General features: G+C 61.3%; 23 protein-coding genes. 12 read left to right on the top strand and 11 right to left on the bottom strand.

The window, feature by feature from the left end:
• Position 1: 1 nt before the first annotated feature.
• The 6 genes from VCB98_RS04635 to pspA all read right to left on the bottom strand — a co-directional run bounded on the left by VCB98_RS04635 (position 2) and on the right by pspA (position 4,191).
• Complete coding sequence (locus VCB98_RS04635) at positions 2–1,411, bottom strand: KamA family radical SAM protein (RefSeq protein WP_346050736.1); 1,410 nt, start codon at positions 1,409–1,411, stop codon at positions 2–4.
• Between the two features lie 337 nt (positions 1,412–1,748).
• On the bottom strand, positions 1,749–2,531 hold the full coding sequence (locus VCB98_RS04630; RefSeq protein WP_346050735.1) for a hypothetical protein: 783 nt from the start codon (positions 2,529–2,531) through the stop codon (positions 1,749–1,751).
• A gap of 33 nt (positions 2,532–2,564) precedes the next feature.
• Entirely contained in the window at positions 2,565–2,975 is a 411-nt protein-coding gene (gene pspC, locus VCB98_RS04625; RefSeq protein WP_346050734.1) for an envelope stress response membrane protein PspC, read from the bottom strand.
• A gap of 12 nt (positions 2,976–2,987) precedes the next feature.
• A complete protein-coding gene (locus VCB98_RS04620) occupies positions 2,988–3,266 on the bottom strand; it encodes a PspC domain-containing protein (protein WP_346050733.1) in 279 nt (92 codons plus the stop codon).
• Positions 3,263–3,490, bottom strand: coding sequence for an envelope stress response membrane protein PspB (gene pspB, locus VCB98_RS04615; protein ID WP_346050732.1), 228 nt, complete (start codon positions 3,488–3,490; stop codon positions 3,263–3,265). Before pspB ends, VCB98_RS04620 begins: the two co-directional genes overlap by 4 nt.
• Positions 3,491–3,516: 26 nt before the next feature.
• Positions 3,517–4,191 (bottom strand): phage shock protein PspA, encoded by a 675-nt coding sequence (gene pspA / locus VCB98_RS04610; protein ID WP_346050731.1) that lies wholly within the window; start codon positions 4,189–4,191, stop codon positions 3,517–3,519.
• A 160-nt stretch (positions 4,192–4,351) separates the two neighbouring features.
• Between pspA and pspF the strand changes: the two genes are divergently transcribed.
• Complete coding sequence (pspF, locus tag VCB98_RS04605; RefSeq protein ID WP_346050730.1) at positions 4,352–5,374, top strand: phage shock protein operon transcriptional activator; 1,023 nt, start codon at positions 4,352–4,354, stop codon at positions 5,372–5,374.
• An 8-nt stretch (positions 5,375–5,382) separates the two neighbouring features.
• Here pspF and VCB98_RS04600 read toward each other — a convergent pair whose 3' ends face one another.
• Both VCB98_RS04600 and VCB98_RS04595 read right to left on the bottom strand, forming a co-directional pair.
• A complete protein-coding gene (locus VCB98_RS04600; protein WP_346050729.1) occupies positions 5,383–5,868 on the bottom strand; it encodes an outer membrane beta-barrel protein in 486 nt (161 codons plus the stop codon).
• A 172-nt stretch (positions 5,869–6,040) separates the two neighbouring features.
• On the bottom strand, positions 6,041–6,541 hold the full coding sequence (locus tag VCB98_RS04595; protein WP_346050728.1) for an outer membrane beta-barrel protein: 501 nt from the start codon (positions 6,539–6,541) through the stop codon (positions 6,041–6,043).
• A gap of 219 nt (positions 6,542–6,760) precedes the next feature.
• Between VCB98_RS04595 and VCB98_RS04590 the strand changes: the two genes are divergently transcribed.
• Both VCB98_RS04590 and dtd read left to right on the top strand, forming a co-directional pair.
• A complete protein-coding gene (locus VCB98_RS04590; RefSeq protein WP_346050727.1) occupies positions 6,761–8,464 on the top strand; it encodes an NAD-dependent malic enzyme in 1,704 nt (567 codons plus the stop codon).
• Between the two features lie 616 nt (positions 8,465–9,080).
• Positions 9,081–9,530 (top strand): D-aminoacyl-tRNA deacylase, encoded by a 450-nt coding sequence (gene dtd / locus VCB98_RS04585; RefSeq protein ID WP_346050726.1) that lies wholly within the window; start codon positions 9,081–9,083, stop codon positions 9,528–9,530.
• A gap of 25 nt (positions 9,531–9,555) precedes the next feature.
• On the opposite strand, the gene VCB98_RS04580 is transcribed toward dtd, so the two are convergent.
• Positions 9,556–10,107, bottom strand: a complete 552-nt coding sequence (locus VCB98_RS04580; protein ID WP_346050725.1) for an outer membrane beta-barrel protein — start codon at positions 10,105–10,107, stop codon at positions 9,556–9,558.
• A gap of 79 nt (positions 10,108–10,186) precedes the next feature.
• The gene (locus VCB98_RS04575) at positions 10,187–13,093 is read right to left on the bottom strand and encodes a delta-60 repeat domain-containing protein (RefSeq protein ID WP_346050724.1); all 2,907 of its coding nucleotides are present in this window, start codon (positions 13,091–13,093) and stop codon (positions 10,187–10,189) included.
• 214 nt (positions 13,094–13,307) lie between these two features.
• Here VCB98_RS04575 and hisB point away from each other — a divergent pair, with 214 nt between their 5' ends.
• From hisB to tatC, 9 genes are all read left to right on the top strand, one after another.
• The gene (gene hisB / locus VCB98_RS04570) at positions 13,308–13,901 is read left to right on the top strand and encodes an imidazoleglycerol-phosphate dehydratase HisB (RefSeq protein ID WP_346050723.1); all 594 of its coding nucleotides are present in this window, start codon (positions 13,308–13,310) and stop codon (positions 13,899–13,901) included.
• A 39-nt stretch (positions 13,902–13,940) separates the two neighbouring features.
• Entirely contained in the window at positions 13,941–14,603 is a 663-nt protein-coding gene (hisH, locus tag VCB98_RS04565) for an imidazole glycerol phosphate synthase subunit HisH (RefSeq protein ID WP_346050722.1), read from the top strand.
• Positions 14,604–14,637: 34 nt separating this feature from the next.
• Positions 14,638–15,393 (top strand): 1-(5-phosphoribosyl)-5-[(5-phosphoribosylamino)methylideneamino]imidazole-4-carboxamide isomerase, encoded by a 756-nt coding sequence (gene hisA / locus VCB98_RS04560; RefSeq protein ID WP_346050721.1) that lies wholly within the window; start codon positions 14,638–14,640, stop codon positions 15,391–15,393.
• Positions 15,390–16,187, top strand: a complete 798-nt coding sequence (gene hisF / locus VCB98_RS04555) for an imidazole glycerol phosphate synthase subunit HisF (RefSeq protein WP_346050720.1) — start codon at positions 15,390–15,392, stop codon at positions 16,185–16,187. Before hisA ends, hisF begins: the two co-directional genes overlap by 4 nt.
• A complete protein-coding gene (hisI, locus tag VCB98_RS04550; protein WP_346050719.1) occupies positions 16,184–16,588 on the top strand; it encodes a phosphoribosyl-AMP cyclohydrolase in 405 nt (134 codons plus the stop codon). The genes hisF and hisI overlap by 4 nt, the downstream gene beginning before the upstream one ends.
• A complete protein-coding gene (locus VCB98_RS04545; protein ID WP_346050718.1) occupies positions 16,585–16,917 on the top strand; it encodes a phosphoribosyl-ATP diphosphatase in 333 nt (110 codons plus the stop codon). Before hisI ends, VCB98_RS04545 begins: the two co-directional genes overlap by 4 nt.
• 113 nt (positions 16,918–17,030) lie before the next feature.
• Positions 17,031–17,279: a twin-arginine translocase TatA/TatE family subunit gene (tatA, locus tag VCB98_RS04540; RefSeq protein ID WP_346050717.1), complete on the top strand. Its 249-nt coding sequence runs from the start codon at positions 17,031–17,033 to the stop codon at positions 17,277–17,279.
• A gap of 13 nt (positions 17,280–17,292) precedes the next feature.
• Positions 17,293–17,517 carry a Sec-independent protein translocase subunit TatA/TatB gene (locus tag VCB98_RS04535; RefSeq protein WP_346050716.1) on the top strand — a complete coding sequence of 75 codons (225 nt, stop codon included), beginning with the start codon at positions 17,293–17,295 and terminating at the stop codon, positions 17,515–17,517.
• Positions 17,510–18,256 (top strand): twin-arginine translocase subunit TatC, encoded by a 747-nt coding sequence (tatC, locus tag VCB98_RS04530; RefSeq protein ID WP_346050715.1) that lies wholly within the window; start codon positions 17,510–17,512, stop codon positions 18,254–18,256. Before VCB98_RS04535 ends, tatC begins: the two co-directional genes overlap by 8 nt.
• A 64-nt stretch (positions 18,257–18,320) precedes the next feature.
• Here tatC and VCB98_RS04525 read toward each other — a convergent pair whose 3' ends face one another.
• The gene (locus VCB98_RS04525) at positions 18,321–18,641 is read right to left on the bottom strand and encodes a hypothetical protein (RefSeq protein ID WP_346050714.1); all 321 of its coding nucleotides are present in this window, start codon (positions 18,639–18,641) and stop codon (positions 18,321–18,323) included.
• Between the last annotated feature and the right edge of the window lie 60 nt (positions 18,642–18,701).

Genomic DNA, 18,701 nt, shown 5'->3' with positions numbered 1-18,701 from the left:
TTCAGACCAGCTTCTTGCCTTCCAGGAAAGTGCGGGCATCTTCACACATCTGGCGATATTCGGCCTCGAAAAAGAACTCCTTCTCACCGAAGGCCGGCTCGAGCTGATCCAGCCAGGTGGCTTCCGGGTCGTATTTGGCGAAGAAGGGGCGATTGACCCAGTTGGGATTGCGGCCCTGAATGAAGCGGAGCACGATCACCTTCTCCCCCTTCACCTCGCTGACACCCTGGATTTCCACCTTGCCGGGTCCGGCGCTCATGGAAGGCCCACGAGCAGTGCGGCCCAGACCGGATACTTTCTGCATGGCTTGCTGGTAGATCTCCCAGGCGCGCACCAGGGGCACTTCGAAATACGCCTTGGCGCCCGTATCCCGCTCCACGAACATGTAGTAGGGAATCATGCCCAGGCTGACCTGCTCATTCCACATCCGGGTCCAGACTTCCGGGTCGTCGTTGATATTGCGCAACAGGGGCCCCTGACAGCGGATTTCGGCGCCCGTGTCCCGCACCCGGCGGATGGCTTCGCGAGCCACGTCGGTCTGCAATTCCTGCCAGTGGTTGTAATGAGCCATGACCGCCACATGCTTGCCGGCCGCGACCAGCTCCCGGAACAGATCCAGGACATCATCGGCATCCTTGTCGGTGACGAAACGATAGGGCCAGAAGCTCAGCGCCTTGGTACCAATCCGGATGGTCTGGATGTGCGAGAAGGACTCGCCCGTCAGAGGCTCCAGGTATTCCCGGAGTTTGCGGGTCTTCATGATCATCGGATCGCCGCCGGTCATGAGCAGATCACTCACCTGCTTGTTGGACAGCAGGTAGCTCTGCATGCGCGCGGCATCATCCGCGGCGATCTTGAATTCCTGATCACCCACGAACTGGGCCCAGCGGAAGCAGAAGGTGCAATAGGAATGACAGGTCTGGCCGTTGGACGGGAAGAACAGCACGGTCTCGTTGTACTTGTGCTGCAGTCCGTCGATGACCTCGCCGTCATCGTCCGTGGGCAGATTCATTTCCTTCTGGCCGGCGGGATGGGGGTTCAGACGCTCACGGAGTTCCCGCGCCTTCTCCTTGATGGCCTTCTTGTCCGCGCCCTCGCGGTGCAGGGCAGCCATTTCCTCGTACATCTCGGGCGGCAGCATGTCCCGCTGGGGAAAGGTGAGCTGATAGAGGGGATCGGCCGGGACATTGCCCCAGTCGATGACGTCATTGATCATGTACTCATTGACGCGGAACGGCAGCACGCTGGAAACCACCTTCATTTCGAAGACGGTCTGATCGTCCAGCCGGGACAGATGCTCGATCTTGTCCAGATTCTTGTCGGTAAATACCTTGAAGCGGCGGGGCTCTATATCGGAACCCTCCAGCTCGCGGGCCGCCTGCACTTCCTCGATCCTGGTCACCTTGGACATGGTCACCCCCATTTCAGTCTGGTCTGGCGGGGTGTTCCAACCCCAGAAACAACACCGCGGACCGGTGGCCCGCGGAAAAAGACGGGATATCCTAACAGCCCCGAGGGGGCCTCGGCTAATCCCGATTCACCATAACTTGGACCGGGAACAGGCGCCCCGGTTCATAGAATATTTCCGTTTTCACGTAAAATCAGCCACTTAGGCAGCACTGATTATCGGCCGAGGTCCTGAAATTGGCGGCGCAGGTCCTCACGGCCATCCGTGACAATGGCCTCCAGGGCCGCAACCCGCTCTTCCAGGCGCCTGACGTCATCGCGCAGTTTGGTATCCCCTTTGCTTAATTCAGACGGTCCAGCAAGCCCTCAAGGGCCAATCGAAAGCGGTGGCGCTTGAGGCGCAAGGAACGACGGATATCCAGCAATGCCACCGCGGTGGCGGCAACCCCGGCGACACCGAGAAGCAACCAGGCCCAGAGGGCGCTACCCAGAACCCCCCACAGCAGGAAAAGGCCGACGCCGATGCCGGCCGCCCACCAGCCGATCCATTCGTTGCGCTTTTCCCGAAGATCCGCGCTCAGACGGACAATGACATTGTCCCGATCCCAGTTGGCGACGTTCAAGGACACGTGTTCGGCTTCCACCAGCTTGAACTGGCGACCACCGAAATCCACCAGGCGCTCAACCACGTCACCCAGATCCCCGGAAGGCTCCCAGACGGAGAGCCCGGCGGTACGGCGCACCGGCTGCAGGGACTGCTCCTGCTCCAGCAGGCTTTCAATCCGCGCCTGCACAGACTCTCGCTCACCGGGCAGGCGTCGGCTGACACTGGCCACCGGGCTGCTGAATATCCTGCTCATCAATGGATCTTCATCCAGGACCTCACCGAGCAGGTCCTGGGACCGGACCTCCACCAATGCCTCGCGTACGTGCTCGACGCTGATGCCCACATCGGCGGCAATCCTGAGCACATCCTGCTCGCTGAAGGCGGCCGGCTCGGCACCGCCGGATTGGCTCTGCAGTTCCGCCGCACGGCGGACAACCTGCTCCAGCTCATCCGCTGAATAACGGGCCCGGGATGACTCCTCACTCGGGGCAGCCGCGTCGCGTTCCGCTGATTTCATGCTGCTTCTCCTGTCACGCGTATCCGAATTGGCTCAGCGCCGGTTCAGATCACGAAACTCTCGATCCAGATCATAGCGTCCGGAGGTGACATGGCGCTCCATGCGTTGCAGCCGCCGCTCAAGGTCGCGGAACCGGGCGCGGACGCGGTGCAGAGTCTCCGGCGGTGATTGGCGAAGTTGGCGCCATGCCCGCTCCTCCTCCGCGCTCTGGTAGAGCGCCCGCGGTCGCCGTGGCAACAACAGGGCCAGAGCAATGTAGGCGATGATCACAAAAGGCATGAAAAAGAGCAGGGCGACGATGGTCAGAAAGCGGACACCGGCCACGCTGATGCTGAGATAATCGGCGATGCCGGCGCAAACCCCGGCAATCCAGCCCCGCTCGGGATCACGATAGAGTCGCGCCGGGGCCGAGCGTTCGCCGTGTAAGTCGCTGATACGTGTCATCTTTGCTTCCTCCTATTCCAGGCCATCACGGGCGGCGGTGCGCCAGAAATCCCGTTCTTCCCTGCCGCCGCGCCAGATCAGCCCCCGGCGGGGCAGCAGCAGGGCGGCGGTCAGATAGGCGATCACGGTCGGCCAGGTGAACAGCACCAGGCCGATCAGAAACAACACCCGCACGCCCCAGGGATTGACGCCGATGCGCCCCGCCAAGCCGGCGCAGACACCAAAGATCACCGCCCATTCGGGATCCCGATACAGACCCAGAGGGGCCTGGCTTCGATACGGCTTGCTCATGACCTCCTCCCTCGCGGTGGTTCGCGATCATCAATGATTTCCTCCAGGGTATGGAGGCGCTCTTCCATGCGATCAGCCAGCTCCCACAATTCCACCAAGCTGCGCTCGTCCTCTCCGGACAGCCCGCGGGTCTGCTTCCAGCGGGTGATGTAATGCAGCAGCAGCCACAGTGGCAGTACGATCACCATGAAGATGATCAGCAGTGCGACGATATGCTCTGACATGGTCCCGGACTCCCTTCGCTGGTGGCTTAGCGCTCTGACTGTTCCCGCAGGCGGGCCTTGAGCTCGGCGAGCTCGCTCTCCACGTCCTCGGCCGCCTCCAGGTCCCGGAAGGCCTGGCGGACCCCGTCACCGCCACGACCCAGGTCCATGGCCTCGGCTTCGCCCTCCAGGTGGTCCAGGCGCTGCTCATAGCCTTCGAAACGGGACAGGGCTTCATCCAGGCGGCTGTCATGCACACGCTGGCGGACCTTCAGCTGGCTGGAGGCGGTCTGACGCCGCTGAATCAGGCTCTTCTGTCGGCTACGTGCGTCATTGAGCTTGTTCTGCAGGCGGCTGATGTCCTCGTTGAGCTTGTCCAGGCTCTCGCCCAGCACCTTGTCCTCGGCCTCCAGATGCGCCACCTGTTCGGCGGCCTGCTGTTTTTCCACCAGCGCGGCGCGGGCCAAGTCTTCCCGGTCCTTGTTGATGGCCAGCTCGGCCTTTTCGGCCCATTCGTCCACCTCCGCCTGCCACTGGGCGATGCGGCGCTGAACCGACTTGCGGTCGGCGATGGTGCGAGCGGCGGTGGAACGAACCTCCACCAGGGTGTCCTCCATCTCCTGGATGATCAGTCGGACCATCTTTTCCGGGTCCTCGGCCTTGTCCAGCAGGGCATGGAGGTTTGAATTCACGATGTCACTGAAACGCGTAAAAATGCCCATGTCTTGCTCCTGTGTGTTCTGATGCCTCGCCCTTCTCTGTTGCAGCCGGCGTGCCAACTTCCTAACGCATTGAAATTAAAGCATATTGCTTCGTTGCCACAGAACCAGAGTGGTGTACAATACCAAGAATCTGGCCCTCTACACCGCATATGGTGGTCAAATGAACCAAGCTGGTGGTCACGGCACCCCGCTCGGGGAATCGCGGGTCTTTCTCGAGACGCTGGAACATGCCTCACGGGCGGCGCGGCTGGACAAGCCCGTGCTGGTGATCGGGGAAAGGGGCAGCGGCAAGGAGTTGATCGCCGAGCGCCTGCACTTTCTCTCAGCCCGCTGGGACGGACCATTGCTGCGGCTCAATTGCGCCACCCTGAGCGAGTCGCTGCTGGAGACCGAGCTGTTCGGTCACGAGGCGGGCGCCTTTACCGGGGCGAACCGGCGCCATGCCGGTCGCTTTGAACGGGCTGACGGGGGCACTCTGTTCCTGGACGAACTGGCCACTATCTCCCAGCGCATGCAGGAGCAACTCCTGCGCGCGGTGGAGTACGGTGAGTTCGAGCGGGTGGGCGGCAGTGAGATGCAACAGGCAGACGTCAGGGTGATCGCCGCCACCAATGCCGACCTGCCCGCCATGGCCCGGCGGGGCGAGTTCCGCCCGGACCTGCTGGATCGGCTGGCCTTCGACGTGATCCGCGTCCCGCCGCTGCGGGAACGTCCGGAAGATATACCCCTGCTGGCCGAGCATTTCGCCATGGGCATGACCCGGGAGCTGGGACGGCCGTTTTTTCCCGGCTTCGCCCAATCCGCCCGGGAGGCGCTGCTGGCCCACCGCTGGCCCGGCAATGTCAGGGAGCTGAAGAACGCCGTGGAACGCTCACTGTACCGTCATCCAGACCCGGAAGAGCCGGTTGAGGAGATCGTCCTCCATCCCTTTGGATCCCCCTGGGGCGAGGCGGGAACGATCAGCGATGCAAACCCTGAACCGCCGACAGCCGCCCCCCGGGACGCCGAACACCCGACCACCCTGCCCGATAATCTGGATCAGGCGCTGGCCGAACAGGAACGGGAATGGATCCGCCAGGCCCTGTCCGCCTGCCAGGGCAGCCAGGCAGCGGCCGCCCGCCGACTGGGGCTGAGCTATGACCAGCTCCGGGCCCGACTGCGCAAGCACGATATTCGCCCCTGACCGCGGGATCAGAATCCGTAGACGACGTTGAATTGGAAGGAATCGATGTTGTCACGGGCAATGATTTCGCCCCGCAACTGCAATTGCTGATTGGCCTGCCAGGCGCCGCCAACCCCAACCATCAAGCCATCATCGTCGCCGAAATCGAGACCTGCCCGGCCGAGCAGGGACCAGTATCCGGTAAGCGGGAGCTGGGCGACTGCAGTGGCCCACAAGCCCTGAGCAGAGGGGCGGCGGCGGCCGTCACTGATGAAATCGCTGTCCATGTAGCCCACCTCAGCGAGCAGATTGGCATCGCCGAGGATCGGACCGAAGTCATAGCCGCCAAAGAACTGGGCACCGATGGCATTACGGCTGCCGGAGACGGAATTGCTGCTGACGCCGCCACCGAAGTGAAATCCGTCCAGGTCCTCATTGGCCTGGACGGGGGCAGCGAGCAGCACGGCTGTGAACAAGACCAACGGGCGGATCAGGCCGGCAGATCGGATCGACATGGCAGTATTCCTTCAGTCCTGAGGGAGGATAAGCAAGATATTCCAGAAGACAACAATCAAACGACAATCGTTCCCGTGTTCTCGGGTCAATTCCAGACACAAAAAAACCCCGGCAAGTGCCGGGGTTTTCCAGTCTCCGGCCAATGCCGGCAAGCCGTCAGACCTGATCGATTTAGAAGTCGTAGGTCACGTTGAATTGGAGGGAATCAATGTTGTCACGGATGACATATTCGCCACGCAGCTGGATTTCCGGATTGAGATTCCAGCCGCCGCCGAAGCCGATCATCAGACCGTCATCATCACCCAGGTCAAGCCCGGCGCGACCGAGCAGGGAAAAGTCGGGATTCACCGCATAATCGAATACAGCAGTACCCCAGATGCCGTCGGCTGACATGGTGAAGGTATTACCGAAAAAGTCCGTGCCGCCTTCAAAATCGCCTGAGGTCCAGTACCCACCCTCGATAAGCAGATCAAGACCTTCAACATCGAAAACATCGCCGAGATTGTAACCGGCAAAAATCTGAAAACCGGTTGCATCATCCAGACCACTGACGCTGTTTTGGTTAATACCGCCACCGACGTACATACGGTCAGCATCAAAGCCCTCTGCTGCCACGGAAGCAGAGAAGGTCAGAGCGAGCAAACTACCAACTACGAGAAATTGCTTTTTCATGATTGGGAACTCCTGAGAAAGCATTGTTGATTAAAATGGTTATAAAAATCTGCCTGGTGCGTCACAGGACAGGACACATCACTTGTCAAAACCGCCCGTCCGCAATGAGAATGGTCACTTACGCGGCGAAAATTAGCAAATCTGGCCGGCCGCGACTGCCCCCTGAATGGGGCCCCCCACCACCCCTTGCTCGGATTTCAGTATCGACGGGAGAACTTGATGCAGACATTCCGCCTCCACCGCCGATCCAATGGCCGCGATCAGCTGGAAGTCCCCCTCCGTGGCCGTGCGCTGCTGGCTCACCCCATGTACAACAAGGGGACCGCCTTCAGCGCGGAGGAGCGGCGGACTTTCGGCCTTGAAGGGATGCTGCCCGACCGAACATCGAGCCAGGAGGTCCAGAAGAAGCGGACCTACCAGGCCATCGTGCGCAAGGATGATGCCATTGAACGCTATATCGGCCTGGCAGCGCTCCAGGACCGCAACGAAGCGCTGTTCTACCAACTGCTGGAGGAACACCTGGACGAGTTCCTGCCCATCGTCTACACCCCCACGGTGGGCCAGGCCTGCAAGAAATACAGCCATATCTTTCGGCGCGGACGGGGCTTGTGGATTACCCCCCGGGACAAGGGGCGGGTGAACGAGATACTGGGAAATGCGCCCTATGAAGATGTTCGCCTCATCGTGGTCACGGACAACGAGCGCATTCTCGGTCTGGGCGACCTGGGCGCCGGCGGCATCGGCATCCCCATCGGCAAACTGGCCCTCTACACCGTGGCGGCGGGCATTCATCCCAGCCAGTGCCTGCCCATCAGCCTGGATGTGGGCACGGACAACGAAGAGCTGCTCAATGACGAGCTGTATGTTGGCATCCGCGAGCGCCGCCTGCGCGGCGAGGCCTACGACGCGCTGGTGGAAGAATTCGTTGGGGCAGTGAAGAAACGTTTTCCCAAAGCGCTCCTGCAATGGGAAGACTTCAAGAAGGCCAATGCCTTCCGACTGCTGGACCGCTACGCCGATCGGCTGCTTTCCTTCAATGATGATATCCAGGGTACCGCCGCAGTGACCCTCGCCGGGGTCATGGCGGGCTGCCGAATCGTGGGCCAGCGACCTGCCGAGCAGCGGGTACTGATCCTGGGAGCCGGCGCCGCGGGCATCGGCATTGCCCGCCAGCTACGGGAATGGCTGCGGCGGGATGGTGTGGCGGGTGAGGACCTGACCCGCGCCATCGCGGTCCTGGACAGCCGCGGGCTGCTGATTGACGACGGCAACCTCAGTGATGAATACAAGCAGGAATTTGCCTGGCAGCCCGAGGACGGCCAGGCAGTAGGCATAGACCCAAACGGGGCGCGCGACCTGGAGACGGTGATTCGGGCGGTCAAGCCCACCGTCCTGCTGGGCACTTCGGGTCAGCCGGGGATATTCACCGAGCGCGTGATCCAGGCCATGCAGGCCGGCACGGAGCGGCCGATCATCCTGCCCATTTCCAATCCCACCGCCAATACCGAGGCCCGCCCCGAGGACCTGATCCGCTGGACGAAAGGCCGCGCCCTGGTGGCCACCGGCAGCCCCTTCGATCCCGTGGAGCACGCCGGCAAGATCCACGAAATTGCCCAGGGCAACAATGTCTATATCTTTCCCGGGGTTGGCCTGGGTGCCCTGGCCGTGCAGGCCGACCGCATCACCGATCGCCTGTTCACGGTCGCCGCCGACGCCCTGGCCGAATGCATCTCCGAAGACGACCTGGCCGCCGGCCGCCTCTACCCGCCCATGAAAGGCCTGCGCGAAATCACCCGCCACATCGCCCTCACCGTGGCCCAGGCCTGCGTTGAGGACGGCCTGGCAGAACCGGCAGAAGAATTGGAAGCTGCCGTCGACAGCCTGATGTGGAAACCCGAATACCCGGAGTATGTTCCTGCGTAGCGGCGAGCTTATGGACCCTGCCATACCGCTGTAGGAGCGGATTCATCCGCGAAAGGCTTCAGACCGAACGCCCGATCGCGGATGAATCCGCTCCCACGGCCTAGAGCGAGGCACATAGCAACGCTACGTCACCCCGAAGGAAGAGACCGTGGGGTCGCTGGCCCGGGGGGAATGCGAGTGGCTGAGGGGCTGTGCGGTTCTCTCGCGCCGCGCTGGAGCGAGGTGCGTAGTGGCGCTACGTGCCGAGCGAAGCGCAAGCGAGAGGGCCGCACAGCCCCTCAGACGCCGCAGCCACCCCGGGTCAGCGACCCCCACCAAAAAAAACCCCGGCACATCCCGTGTGCCGAGGTTCACCTGTCAGCGAAGGTGATTGAGTGCACGCCCGCCACCATCCCGGTGTGCATCCCTTCGTGGCCGGTTCCGGTGACGATCCTGTCACCCCTCCCTGTGGGTGCCGTCCTGGCACTGTCCTTTCCAGCCTGCGGACGGTTACAGTATGGCCCCTGTTCCGGGCCCCGACAGTCGGGGAAGCGCGCATTCGGCTGTAGGACAATGCCTACAACCCCGTGGACAGACAATAAGTTGACAATTTTTCCCAGTCAGCAAGGGAGGCGAGGTGATTGCACTGCTACAAAGGGTTCGCGAGGCCAGTGTTCGCATCAAGCAAGAGACGGTGGGCCGGATCGATACCGGCCTGATGGTGCTGTGGGCGGTTGAACGGGGCGACAGCGAAAGGGCTGCGGAGCGCCTGGTGCGGCGAGTACTGGCTTACCGTGTCTTCCCGGACGAGGGCGGCCGCATGAATCAGAGTCTGGTGGATATCGATGGCGGCTTACTGTTGGTGCCCCAATTCACCCTCGCGGCCGATACCCACAATGGTACCCGCCCAAGCTTCACCCCGGCGGCCCCGCCGGAGGAAGGCCAGCGCCTCTTCGAGCATGCCCTGGCTTTCGCCCGGCAGGAACACGCCCGCGTCGAGGCCGGCCGTTTCGGCGCGGACATGCAGGTGGCCCTCGTCAACGATGGGCCGGTGACCTTCTGGCTGTCGGTGCCGCCGCAGGTCTAGGTGACCCGCGGCGGCAATCCAGGCCCTAGAAGTGGTAACTGGCACCGAATCGGATAAAGGTCTGATCGACAAAGTCAGCCTCGTAGACTTCCACATCAAGGCCGAGACTGAATTCGGGCGTTATGTCATAGGCCGCACCGACCCCGATTATCGCCGTCTCGTCATCCAGATGGTCGAATATAGCGAACTCCAGGCTACCCCGAAGATGCAGTTCGGGCAGCACGGAATACTGGACCTTGGCGTGTAATGAGTAAATGTCTTCGTCAAAATCGCCCTCAAAGTCCCAGTAGCGATAGGAGTAGCCCAGGTCGATTTCCAGCTCATCCATGTCAAGCACCCAGCCGGCGCTGAAACGCAGGACATCCAGGTACTCGACAGAACTGAATTCACCGCCCAGGCGAAGTTGTGGCAGGAAATCCAGTGATTCTATGGACCCGGAAACACCAAAACCGTCATCGAAATCATCAAAATCGGCATAGTGGAGTCCAATTTGCGCTTCCATGGCATTGGCACTTCCCGCCATGGCTAGACAGGTCAGCCCGGCAAGTGAGAACCGCTTAATCGCTGTCAATTTCATATGTTCCTCCAGAATCTGTCACGCTATCAATCTAGGGCCAGCCACCTCCGCCGTTGATTCGGCGGAGGTGGCACCAGTGTCATTCAATGCTGGAACGGATCAGATCACCATCAGCATCTGCTGCCTGTCTTGATGGCTCAACCATCTTTGTTTCCGAAATGCTCTCTGCCGCCTCGGGTGCGGACCAGATCGGCTCGAAGGTATCGGCATCCAGAAGCGCAATATAGCGCTGCCGGTAATCACCCACCTGGACAAACTCACCCGCCACTGCAATGAGGGTGTCCGTCTGCGCAATGGCATGGACACGACCATCGAATCCCGGCGTATTGTCCTTCAGGGTGAAGTCGTCACCGTCGAAGTCAAAGGCAGCGAATCCATGGCGGTTGCTGACGTTGATCTCGTTGAAGTCCCCACCGATGAGCAGTCGCTCGCTGTCAAGCCGATAGTCGATCGCCCACACAGTGCCGTCGGGCTGAGGGGCATCATCTTCCGGGTTGTAGGAGTCAGGATTCCAGACGAAGTACTCATGCGGATCACCCTGAGCTTGGGTGAACTGACCACCAACGAAGGATAGATTCTCATCGTCCTGATCAATCCACACAGCGCGGACGTTGCCATTGAACTCCGTAAGGGAAAAGGTATTGGAAAAATCCGTATCACCAAAACCGTGGTAGTGGTCCACATCATCCCCAGCAGACTGCGTGAAACGACCGCCGACAACGACAGCATCTGAAATGCCCGTGTAATGGCCCAGACTGTAAGCGACATCATTCAGTTCAGGGTCGCCAGTATCCGCATCCCATATCCCGAGATCCGGATCCACGAGCGCCATGCGCTGACGGTCCGCTGTGCCCACACCCGGAAAATCAAGGGTGGTGAAGGCACCTGCCAGGTAGACACCGTTCCCCGAGAACAGAAGATCATGAACGGTATCATCCGTACCGGGATCCCAACCCTCAAGCTCCCCGGTCTGACTATCGAAAGCAGCGGCGTTGCCGCGCTCCTCACCGTCGGCGCCCGCGGTCGAAAAGCTGCCACCGACATATAGATGACCATTGGAATTATCAACATCGAGGGCATAGACCGGGCCGTCGACCTGGGCCTGCCAGTCAACTTCGAGATCGCCCGACTCAATCTCGAAGGCGGCGAGATGATCGACCCTATGGCCACCAGCAGCCTGAACATAGCCTCCAAGTGCGGCATAACCATCAAAGAAATCAATACTCCAACCATAGGCGAAGCTACCCTGATGCTCCACCACCGGCACCCAGCTTTCATCCAAAGCGGCGGTATCCGGGTCCAGGCGAGCAAAGGCATGGACTGTGCTATCGGCTACCTGCCGGAATTCGCCAGCAATATAGAGCTGACCTTCGTGGACCGTGATTCGATACACCTCCTCATCAGTCTGAGCATCCCAGTCCGGATCGACACTACCATCCTCCCGGTCGAGCGCAGCAAATCCCATTCTGCTTACACCGGCCACTTCGTTAAAAAGGCCACCCACGAAGAGGTAATCGTTCCAGGCATGAACCCCAATGGCGCTTCCGGAAACCTCCGGATTCTCGAAATCAGAATCCAGGCTACCGTCTGACAGATTGAAGATGGCAACGCCCTCATAGGGCTCACCATTAGCCTCGCTAAATTGGCCGGCGACAATTAAGCGCTCTGAATCGACGAACAGGTCGAACGCACCATCGTTCAGACTGGCTTCAAAGTCCTCAATGACATCGCCGGTCTGGGAATCCAGCGCCGCGATGCCTTGCTGATCGTTGGGCCCGTAATCTGAAAACCTGCCAGCGAGATAAAGTCGATCATCTTCAATCAGGATGCGGAATGCCCGGTCATTCGGAGATTCAGGGCTAAAATCCGTATCGACAGTACCATCCAGATTCAATGCCACGAGATTGGCATGGCTATCATCGCCATCGACCTCACCGAAATCCCCCGTGACATAGAGACGATCTTCGTACATCACCATGTCCAGAGCGAAACTACCGGAGAATTCCGCACCCCAGTCTTCATCAAGACTGCCATCAGGATTCAGGCGAGCAACCAGGGGCTTGTCCACGCCCTGAACGGTTTCAAAGTGGCCGGCAACGAACCACCCCCCCTCAGGGTCCTCAATGACCCTGGAGGCTTTGCTGAGGACGCTAGCATCGAGCTGCACGATCGGGCCAGTTGTGGGAGCACCATCGAGGTCCGGTCGCACAAAGCTCAGCCCAATTGATTGGTCACCGTACATGCCAAATTCGCCACCGACGATCACATGTTCACTGAGAATCACGGTGTCATGAACGGGCCCGGAAAGCTGGAAGCTGGCCGGCGTAGCGACGACTGGAGCAGAAGTTTCGCCCGCAACTCGCTTTACGAAGGTGTAGGCGGCATTCAGCTCAAGGTCGTCTTCCGACACCGATAGACTGTGCTCACCGCCTTCGACATCGACCACCGTGCCGCCATTTTCACAGGCCTGGACATTGGACCAGTCGCATTCATAATCGGTGCTATAAAGAATATCCACAGGCCCGGCCAGGTCCCAATCCAGATGAACCGCGCCTTCGGCGTTGGAAGCGTTGAGGGCCAGTGAGTCGCAGTTGACCTGGAGATCCGTGACATCACTACCTGCCACGACGCCACTGCCATTGGACACCTCACAGAACTGGCCGGACGGTTGCCCATCCACCACAACTTCATAATCACTGCCGTCTTCAATCTCTTCCTCGAAATTGAAGGCGCCATTCTCGCTCAGGGTCAAGGTGTGCTCGTCGTTGAGCAGCAAATCGACGCTGTCATCGCTCAGGCCCTGGAGCTCGCCGCCAACGGTGAAAAAGTCGGGCTCCTCACCAACTGCATCGCCTGGATCACCCTCGCCATCGGCGAGACAGGCACTCAGACCAAAACCTGCGAGCAGCGCCAGTGCCGCTGCCGACCGCTTATGGAAGGAGCACGCCTTTTTAGGCGCGGCCCCATCTTTCACTTCAAATTCCATCTTTGCCTCCCGGCCCTTCGCGGGGCGATCATTCAAACCAAAATCACACGGTTTGCAGCTTAGTTGGGAATTTTGGCGCATTCACCCCCCCGGGCAGGGGGCCCCAATGCCCCCCAGATACCCCCCAAATCAGGTGGGATTGTGCCGGGGTACTGACCATGACGGGGACATGCGGTATGCTGGTCTCCTTGATTTCCAACCGTGAAGATGCACAATGACCGCCCGCAAGGCAGCCATCCACCGCAAGACCCGTGAGACGGACATCCGGGTATCCCTGGACCTGGACGGCAGCGGCGAAGCCCGACTGCGCACCGGTGTCCCCTTTCTCGAGCACATGCTGGATCAGATCGCCCGCCACGGCCTGATCGACCTTGAGGTCGAGGCCGACGGTGATCTGGAGATCGATGCCCATCACACCGTGGAGGATGTCGGCATCACCCTGGGTCAGGCCCTGGCCGAAGCCTGGGGCGAGGGACGGGGCCTGACCCGCTACGGCCATGCCTATGTACCCCTTGATGAGGCCCTGTCACGGGTAGTGGTGGATCTCTCCGGACGCCCGGGACTGGAGTATCGGGTTGACTACCCCCGGGCGCGAATCGGCGATTTCGATGTGGACCTCATCCGTGAGTTCTTCCAGGGGCTGGTCAATCACGCCCGCCTGACTCTGCATGTGGACGGACTGCAGGGTCGCAACGCCCACCATGTGGCGGAGACCGTCTTCAAGGCCTTTGGCCGGGCACTGCGCATGGCGGTGACCGACGACCCACGCATGGGCGATACCACACCATCCACCAAGGGCAGTCTCTAGCAAGGGCAACGGGGAGCAAGCCAGCAACACCGGGCCGGCATGAACAGAATCGCTGTCATCGACTACGGAATGGGCAACCTCCACTCCATGGCCAAGGCCCTGGAGAAGGTGGCCCCGCGCAGCCGTGTGGTGGTGACTGCCGACGCTGACGAGCTCGCTCGGGCCGACCGCATTGTCTTTCCCGGCGTGGGGGCCATGGCCGCCTGCATGAGCGAACTGCAGCGACTGGACCTTGTTGAAACCGTCCGCCGCTTGAGTCGCGAACGCCCCTTCCTTGGGGTCTGCCTTGGGATGCAGGCGCTATTCGGCCACAGCGAGGAGAGCGGCGGGCAGGCGGGCCTCGGCATCCTGCCCGGACGCGTGCGCGGCTTTTCCCCGGAGTTGGCAGAGACTCACGGCCTCAAGATTCCCCACATGGGCTGGAACCGGGCCCGGGCCAGACAGGACCACCCCCTGTGGTCGGGGCTGGATGCGCCGTGGTTCTATTTCGTTCACAGTTTCTATTGTCAGCCTGATCGGGACGAAGACGTGCTGGCCGAATGTGACTATGGGCAAGCCTTCTGTTGTGCGGTGGCCCACGAGAATGTGGTGGCGGTGCAGTTTCATCCCGAAAAAAGCCAGGCCGCGGGCCTCAGGCTGTTGAGCAATTTCGTCGAGTGGCGGCCGGAAACGGGCGCCCGGGGTGGGTCCCGGGTCGCCTGAATCAGTCCGGCTGGCAAAAAGTGGAGGAAGGACCATGCTCGTGATTCCCGCAATCGACATCCAGGATGGGCGCTGCGTGAGGCTTCGCCAGGGCAAGCTGGATGACGCCACGGTATTCTCCGAGGACCCGGCCGAGGTGGCACGCCGCTGGGTGGAAGCCGGCGCCGAGCGGGTCCATGTTGTGGACCTGGATGGTGCCAAGGCCGGCCGCCCGGTGAACGATGGCGTGGTGCGTGACATCGTTGCCGCCTGCGGAGATATCCCGGTCCAGGTGGGCGGCGGCATTCGCGATGAAGACAGTGCCGACGCCTACCTCAGCACCGGCGTGGAATGGGTCATCATCGGCACGAAAGCCGTCAACACCCCCCATTTCGTGGAAGACCTGTGCGTGGAGTATCCCGGCCGCATCATCGTTGGCCTGGACGCCCGGGACGGCAAGGTAGCCATCGACGCCTGGTCCAAGCTTTCCGAGCATGATGTGCTGGATCTGGCCCAGAAATATGAGGGCGATGGTGTCTGCGCCATTATCTTCACCGATATCAGCAAGGACGGCATGATGGCCGGCCCCGCCGTCGATTCCACCGCCGAACTGGCTCGCAGCATCAACATTCCCGTCATTGCCTCCGGCGGGGTCAGCAAGCTGGATGACCTCAAGGCTCTGGCCACTTACCAGGAGGAGGGCATCCAGGGTGCTATCGTCGGTCGTGCGATCTACGACGGGGGCATGGACCTGGCCGAAGCGATCCGCCATTTCCACGGCGACCCGCGTCCAGACGAGTCGATGGTATGACCCAGAGTGACGGGCTTGCCCGGCGCATCATCCCCTGTCTCGATGTGGATCGGGGGCGTGTGGTCAAGGGCGTACGCTTCGAGAACATTCGTGACGCCGGCGATCCGGTGGAGATTGCCCGACGCTACGACAGCGAGGGCGCGGACGAAATCACCTTTCTGGACATCTCCGCCAGCCACGAGGGCCGTGACACCATGGTGGACGTGGTGGAACAGGTGGCCGGGCAGGTCTTCATGCCGCTGACCGTGGGCGGCGGCATCCGCGAGGCGGACGATGTCCGCCGCATGTTGCGCGCCGGCGCCGACAAGGTGGCCATCAACACCGCGGCGGTGCACCGGCCCGAACTGGTGGCCGAGGCGGCGGAGCGCTTTGGCAGTCAGTGCATTGTCGTGGCCGTGGATGCCAAGCAGGTGTCGCAAGCAGAGGAACCCTTGCGCTGGGAGATCTTTACCCATGGCGGACGCCGACCCACGGGCCTGGATGCCGTTGAATGGGCGCAGCGGATGGCCGAGCTGGGCGCTGGCGAACTGTTGCTCACCAGCATGGACCGGGACGGCACCCGCTCGGGCTTCGATCTGGCGCTGACCCGCGCGGTCAGTGATGCGGTCACGATACCTGTGATTGCCTCCGGTGGTGTGGGCAGCCTGGATCACCTGGTGGACGGTTTCATCCACGGCGGTGCTGATGCCGTGCTGGCTGCCAGTATTTTTCACTTTGGCGAGTACCGCATTGGCGAGGCCCGAGAGGCGCTGGTGCGAGCAGGCATCCCCAGCCGTGAGGTGGAAGCGGCATGAACGCGCCGAGCTGGCTCGAGGCAGTAAAATTTGATGATCGCGGCCTGGTCGCGGCCATTGCCCAGGACGCCGACAGCGGCCAGGTACTGATGCTGGCCTGGATGAACCGAGAGGCACTGCTGGAAACCGTTCGCCTGGGGGAGGCGGTCTATTACTCCCGCTCCCGCCAACGTCTCTGGCACAAGGGGGAACGATCGGGCCACACCCAAACCGTAAAGGACATTCGCCTGGACTGTGACGGTGACACGGTGCTGATGCAGGTGGAACAGCACGGTGGCATTGCCTGCCACACGGGGCGGGCCCGTTGTCTTTTCCGGCGCCTGGAAGCGGGGACCTGGAAGAGTACCGACCCGGTGCTGGCGTCGCCGGAATCCATCTATGGCGGGGACAATGACAGATGAGCGATGCCGAAGGCAGTGACATCCTGGCAGCCCTGGACGCGGTCATCGAGGCCCGCCGGCAGGAGGATCCGGAATCTTCCTACGTGGCCGGCTTGCTGGCCGCGGGGCCGGCAAAGATCGGACGCAAACTGGGAGAAGAGGCCGTGGAGGCCCTGATCGCAGGGATCGAGGAAAGTCCGGATGCCCTGCGCGATGAAATCGCCGATCTCTGGTTTCACAGTCTGGTCCTGCTGGCGGCCCGTGGCCTGGACTCACGCGATGTGCTGGCCGAGCTGGAACGGCGTTTCGGCCTCTCCGGGGTCGAGGAGAAACGGCGGCGCCAAAAATGACCCAGGACAAGCCCCCACGCCGTCGGGTCGGCTACAATGTGCCCGTTGATCAAACCTGAGTGGAATTCACCCCCGACCACCCGTGGTCGAGGCATTGTTCCGGGAGCATTCTTATGGGCATTGGCGGCATCGGTATCTGGCAACTTCTGATCATCCTGGCCATCGTCATCCTGCTGTTCGGCACCAAACGGCTGAGCAACCTGGGACAGGACGTGGGCAGCGCCATTCGTGGCTTCCGCTCGGCGGTCAAGGAAGAAGACAAGGATGAGGGGGAAGAAACCTCGGAGCGCCTCTCCCAGAATGAGGAGTCCGCAGACGCGGACTTTGAGCAGGATGAAAAACAAGATCAGCAGAAGCCTTGAGCCCGACTAGCTGATGGGTATCTGGGAAATTCTGCTGATTGCGCTGATCGTTCTGGTGGTGGCTGGCCCGGAGCGGCTGCCGGTCATCATGCGTAATGTCGGTGGCTGGGTGGGCCGCGGCCGGGCCGCGTTGCGGGGCCTGCAATCGGAACTGGAGCGTGAAGGCGAAGAACTGCGCCGAAACGTCGAGAAGCCGCTTGGCGAAGGTAGCGAGGGTGAGGAGCAGGGGCGTGACTGAACAAACGCCGCTGATTGATCATCTGACCGAGTTGCGCAACCGCCTGCTACGCATGGTGGCGGCGGTGCTGCTGGCATTCATCGCCATAGCCCCCTTCGCCCGCCATCTCTTCACCATGCTGGCCGAGCCCCTGGCCAGACATTTGCCGGCGGAAAGCAGTCTGATCGCCACCCAGGTGGCATCCCCCTTTCTGACCCCGTTCAAGATGGCCCTGGTGGCGGCGATTTTCCTGGCCATCCCCTATCTGCTCTACCAGGTCTGGGCCTTCATCGCCCCCGGCCTTTATCAGCGTGAAAAACGGCTGGTATTCCCATTGATGGTGGCCAGCAGTCTGCTCTTCTACCTGGGCGCCGGATTCGCCTGGCTGGTGGTCTTTCCCCTGGTATTCGGCTTCTTCGTCGCCGTGGCGCCGGAAGGCGTCGCGGTCATGACCGATATACACCACTATCTGAATTTCGTGCTCAGTCTTTTCATTGCCTTCGGCCTGGCATTCCAGGTGCCGGTGGCCACCGTGCTCATCGTCCGGGCCGGCATGACCACGCCGGCCGCGCTCAAGAAGAAACGCCCCTATGTGCTCGTGGGCGTCTTCGTCATCGGCATGCTACTGACGCCCCCCGATGTGATCTCGCAAACCCTGCTCGCCCTGCCGGTCTATGCCCTGTTCGAGTTGGGGCTGGTGATGGCCTACTGGCTGGTACCCGGCATTCGCGAGGTGGAGGCCCAGCGCGGGGAACGCTGAGGCGGGACCTGGCCGCAAAAAAAGGGCGCCATCAAGGCGCCCTTAAAGCATTTTAGTCTGTCGTTCAGCGGATTCGCGGATCCAGATAGCGCAGGGCATCGCCGATATGGACATGGCCACTGCGTTCAATATCCTCTCGGGTATAGACCCGCAGCCCGGAAGACGTGGCGATGGTACGACCAACCCGCACACTGTCCACATCCCGGGCAATCCGGCTGCCAGTGATCCGGACCTTACCATTCTCAACCTTGAGAGCCGCAATATCGTTCATCAGCGGCACTTCAGCCTTCTCCTTCTCCTTCTCCTCGGCCTGGGCGCTGTCCAGCCCAAGCCCCAGGGCAAGAAAGACGGCAGCAACGCTGCTGATGGTGTATTTCTTCCACATGAGCCGAAACCTCCCGGCACCTCTGGGGCACCTCCGAATCTGCTTTCGCTGATACTTCGA

The sequence above is a fragment of the Natronospira elongata genome (genome assembly GCF_034931365.1).
Classification (GTDB): Bacteria; Pseudomonadota; Gammaproteobacteria; order Natronospirales; family Natronospiraceae; genus Natronospira; species Natronospira elongata.
Note: the sequence above shows the minus strand (reverse complement) of the source record. Positions and strands in the feature narration are given on the sequence as shown.

Bases quoted from the DNA above. Each gene is read 5' to 3' on its own strand.
- VCB98_RS04635 (WP_346050736.1), bottom strand. From the start codon at position 1,411: ATGTCCAAGGTGACCAGGATCGAGGAAGTGCAGGCGGCCCGCGAGCTG.
- VCB98_RS04630 (WP_346050735.1), bottom strand. From the start codon at position 2,531: ATGAAATCAGCGGAACGCGACGCGGCTGCCCCGAGTGAGGAGTCATCC.
- pspC (WP_346050734.1), bottom strand. From the start codon at position 2,975: ATGACACGTATCAGCGACTTACACGGCGAACGCTCGGCCCCGGCGCGA.
- VCB98_RS04620 (WP_346050733.1), bottom strand. From the start codon at position 3,266: ATGAGCAAGCCGTATCGAAGCCAGGCCCCTCTGGGTCTGTATCGGGAT.
- pspB (WP_346050732.1), bottom strand. From the start codon at position 3,490: ATGTCAGAGCATATCGTCGCACTGCTGATCATCTTCATGGTGATCGTA.
- pspA (WP_346050731.1), bottom strand. From the start codon at position 4,191: ATGGGCATTTTTACGCGTTTCAGTGACATCGTGAATTCAAACCTCCAT.
- pspF (WP_346050730.1), top strand. From the start codon at position 4,352: ATGAACCAAGCTGGTGGTCACGGCACCCCGCTCGGGGAATCGCGGGTC.
- VCB98_RS04600 (WP_346050729.1), bottom strand. From the start codon at position 5,868: ATGTCGATCCGATCTGCCGGCCTGATCCGCCCGTTGGTCTTGTTCACA.
- VCB98_RS04595 (WP_346050728.1), bottom strand. From the start codon at position 6,541: ATGAAAAAGCAATTTCTCGTAGTTGGTAGTTTGCTCGCTCTGACCTTC.
- VCB98_RS04590 (WP_346050727.1), top strand. From the start codon at position 6,761: ATGCAGACATTCCGCCTCCACCGCCGATCCAATGGCCGCGATCAGCTG.
- VCB98_RS04580 (WP_346050725.1), bottom strand. From the start codon at position 10,107: ATGAAATTGACAGCGATTAAGCGGTTCTCACTTGCCGGGCTGACCTGT.
- VCB98_RS04575 (WP_346050724.1), bottom strand. From the start codon at position 13,093: ATGGAATTTGAAGTGAAAGATGGGGCCGCGCCTAAAAAGGCGTGCTCC.
- hisB (WP_346050723.1), top strand. From the start codon at position 13,308: ATGACCGCCCGCAAGGCAGCCATCCACCGCAAGACCCGTGAGACGGAC.
- hisH (WP_346050722.1), top strand. From the start codon at position 13,941: ATGAACAGAATCGCTGTCATCGACTACGGAATGGGCAACCTCCACTCC.
- hisA (WP_346050721.1), top strand. From the start codon at position 14,638: ATGCTCGTGATTCCCGCAATCGACATCCAGGATGGGCGCTGCGTGAGG.
- hisF (WP_346050720.1), top strand. From the start codon at position 15,390: ATGACCCAGAGTGACGGGCTTGCCCGGCGCATCATCCCCTGTCTCGAT.
- hisI (WP_346050719.1), top strand. From the start codon at position 16,184: ATGAACGCGCCGAGCTGGCTCGAGGCAGTAAAATTTGATGATCGCGGC.
- VCB98_RS04545 (WP_346050718.1), top strand. From the start codon at position 16,585: ATGAGCGATGCCGAAGGCAGTGACATCCTGGCAGCCCTGGACGCGGTC.
- tatA (WP_346050717.1), top strand. From the start codon at position 17,031: ATGGGCATTGGCGGCATCGGTATCTGGCAACTTCTGATCATCCTGGCC.
- VCB98_RS04535 (WP_346050716.1), top strand. From the start codon at position 17,293: ATGGGTATCTGGGAAATTCTGCTGATTGCGCTGATCGTTCTGGTGGTG.
- VCB98_RS04525 (WP_346050714.1), bottom strand. From the start codon at position 18,641: ATGTGGAAGAAATACACCATCAGCAGCGTTGCTGCCGTCTTTCTTGCC.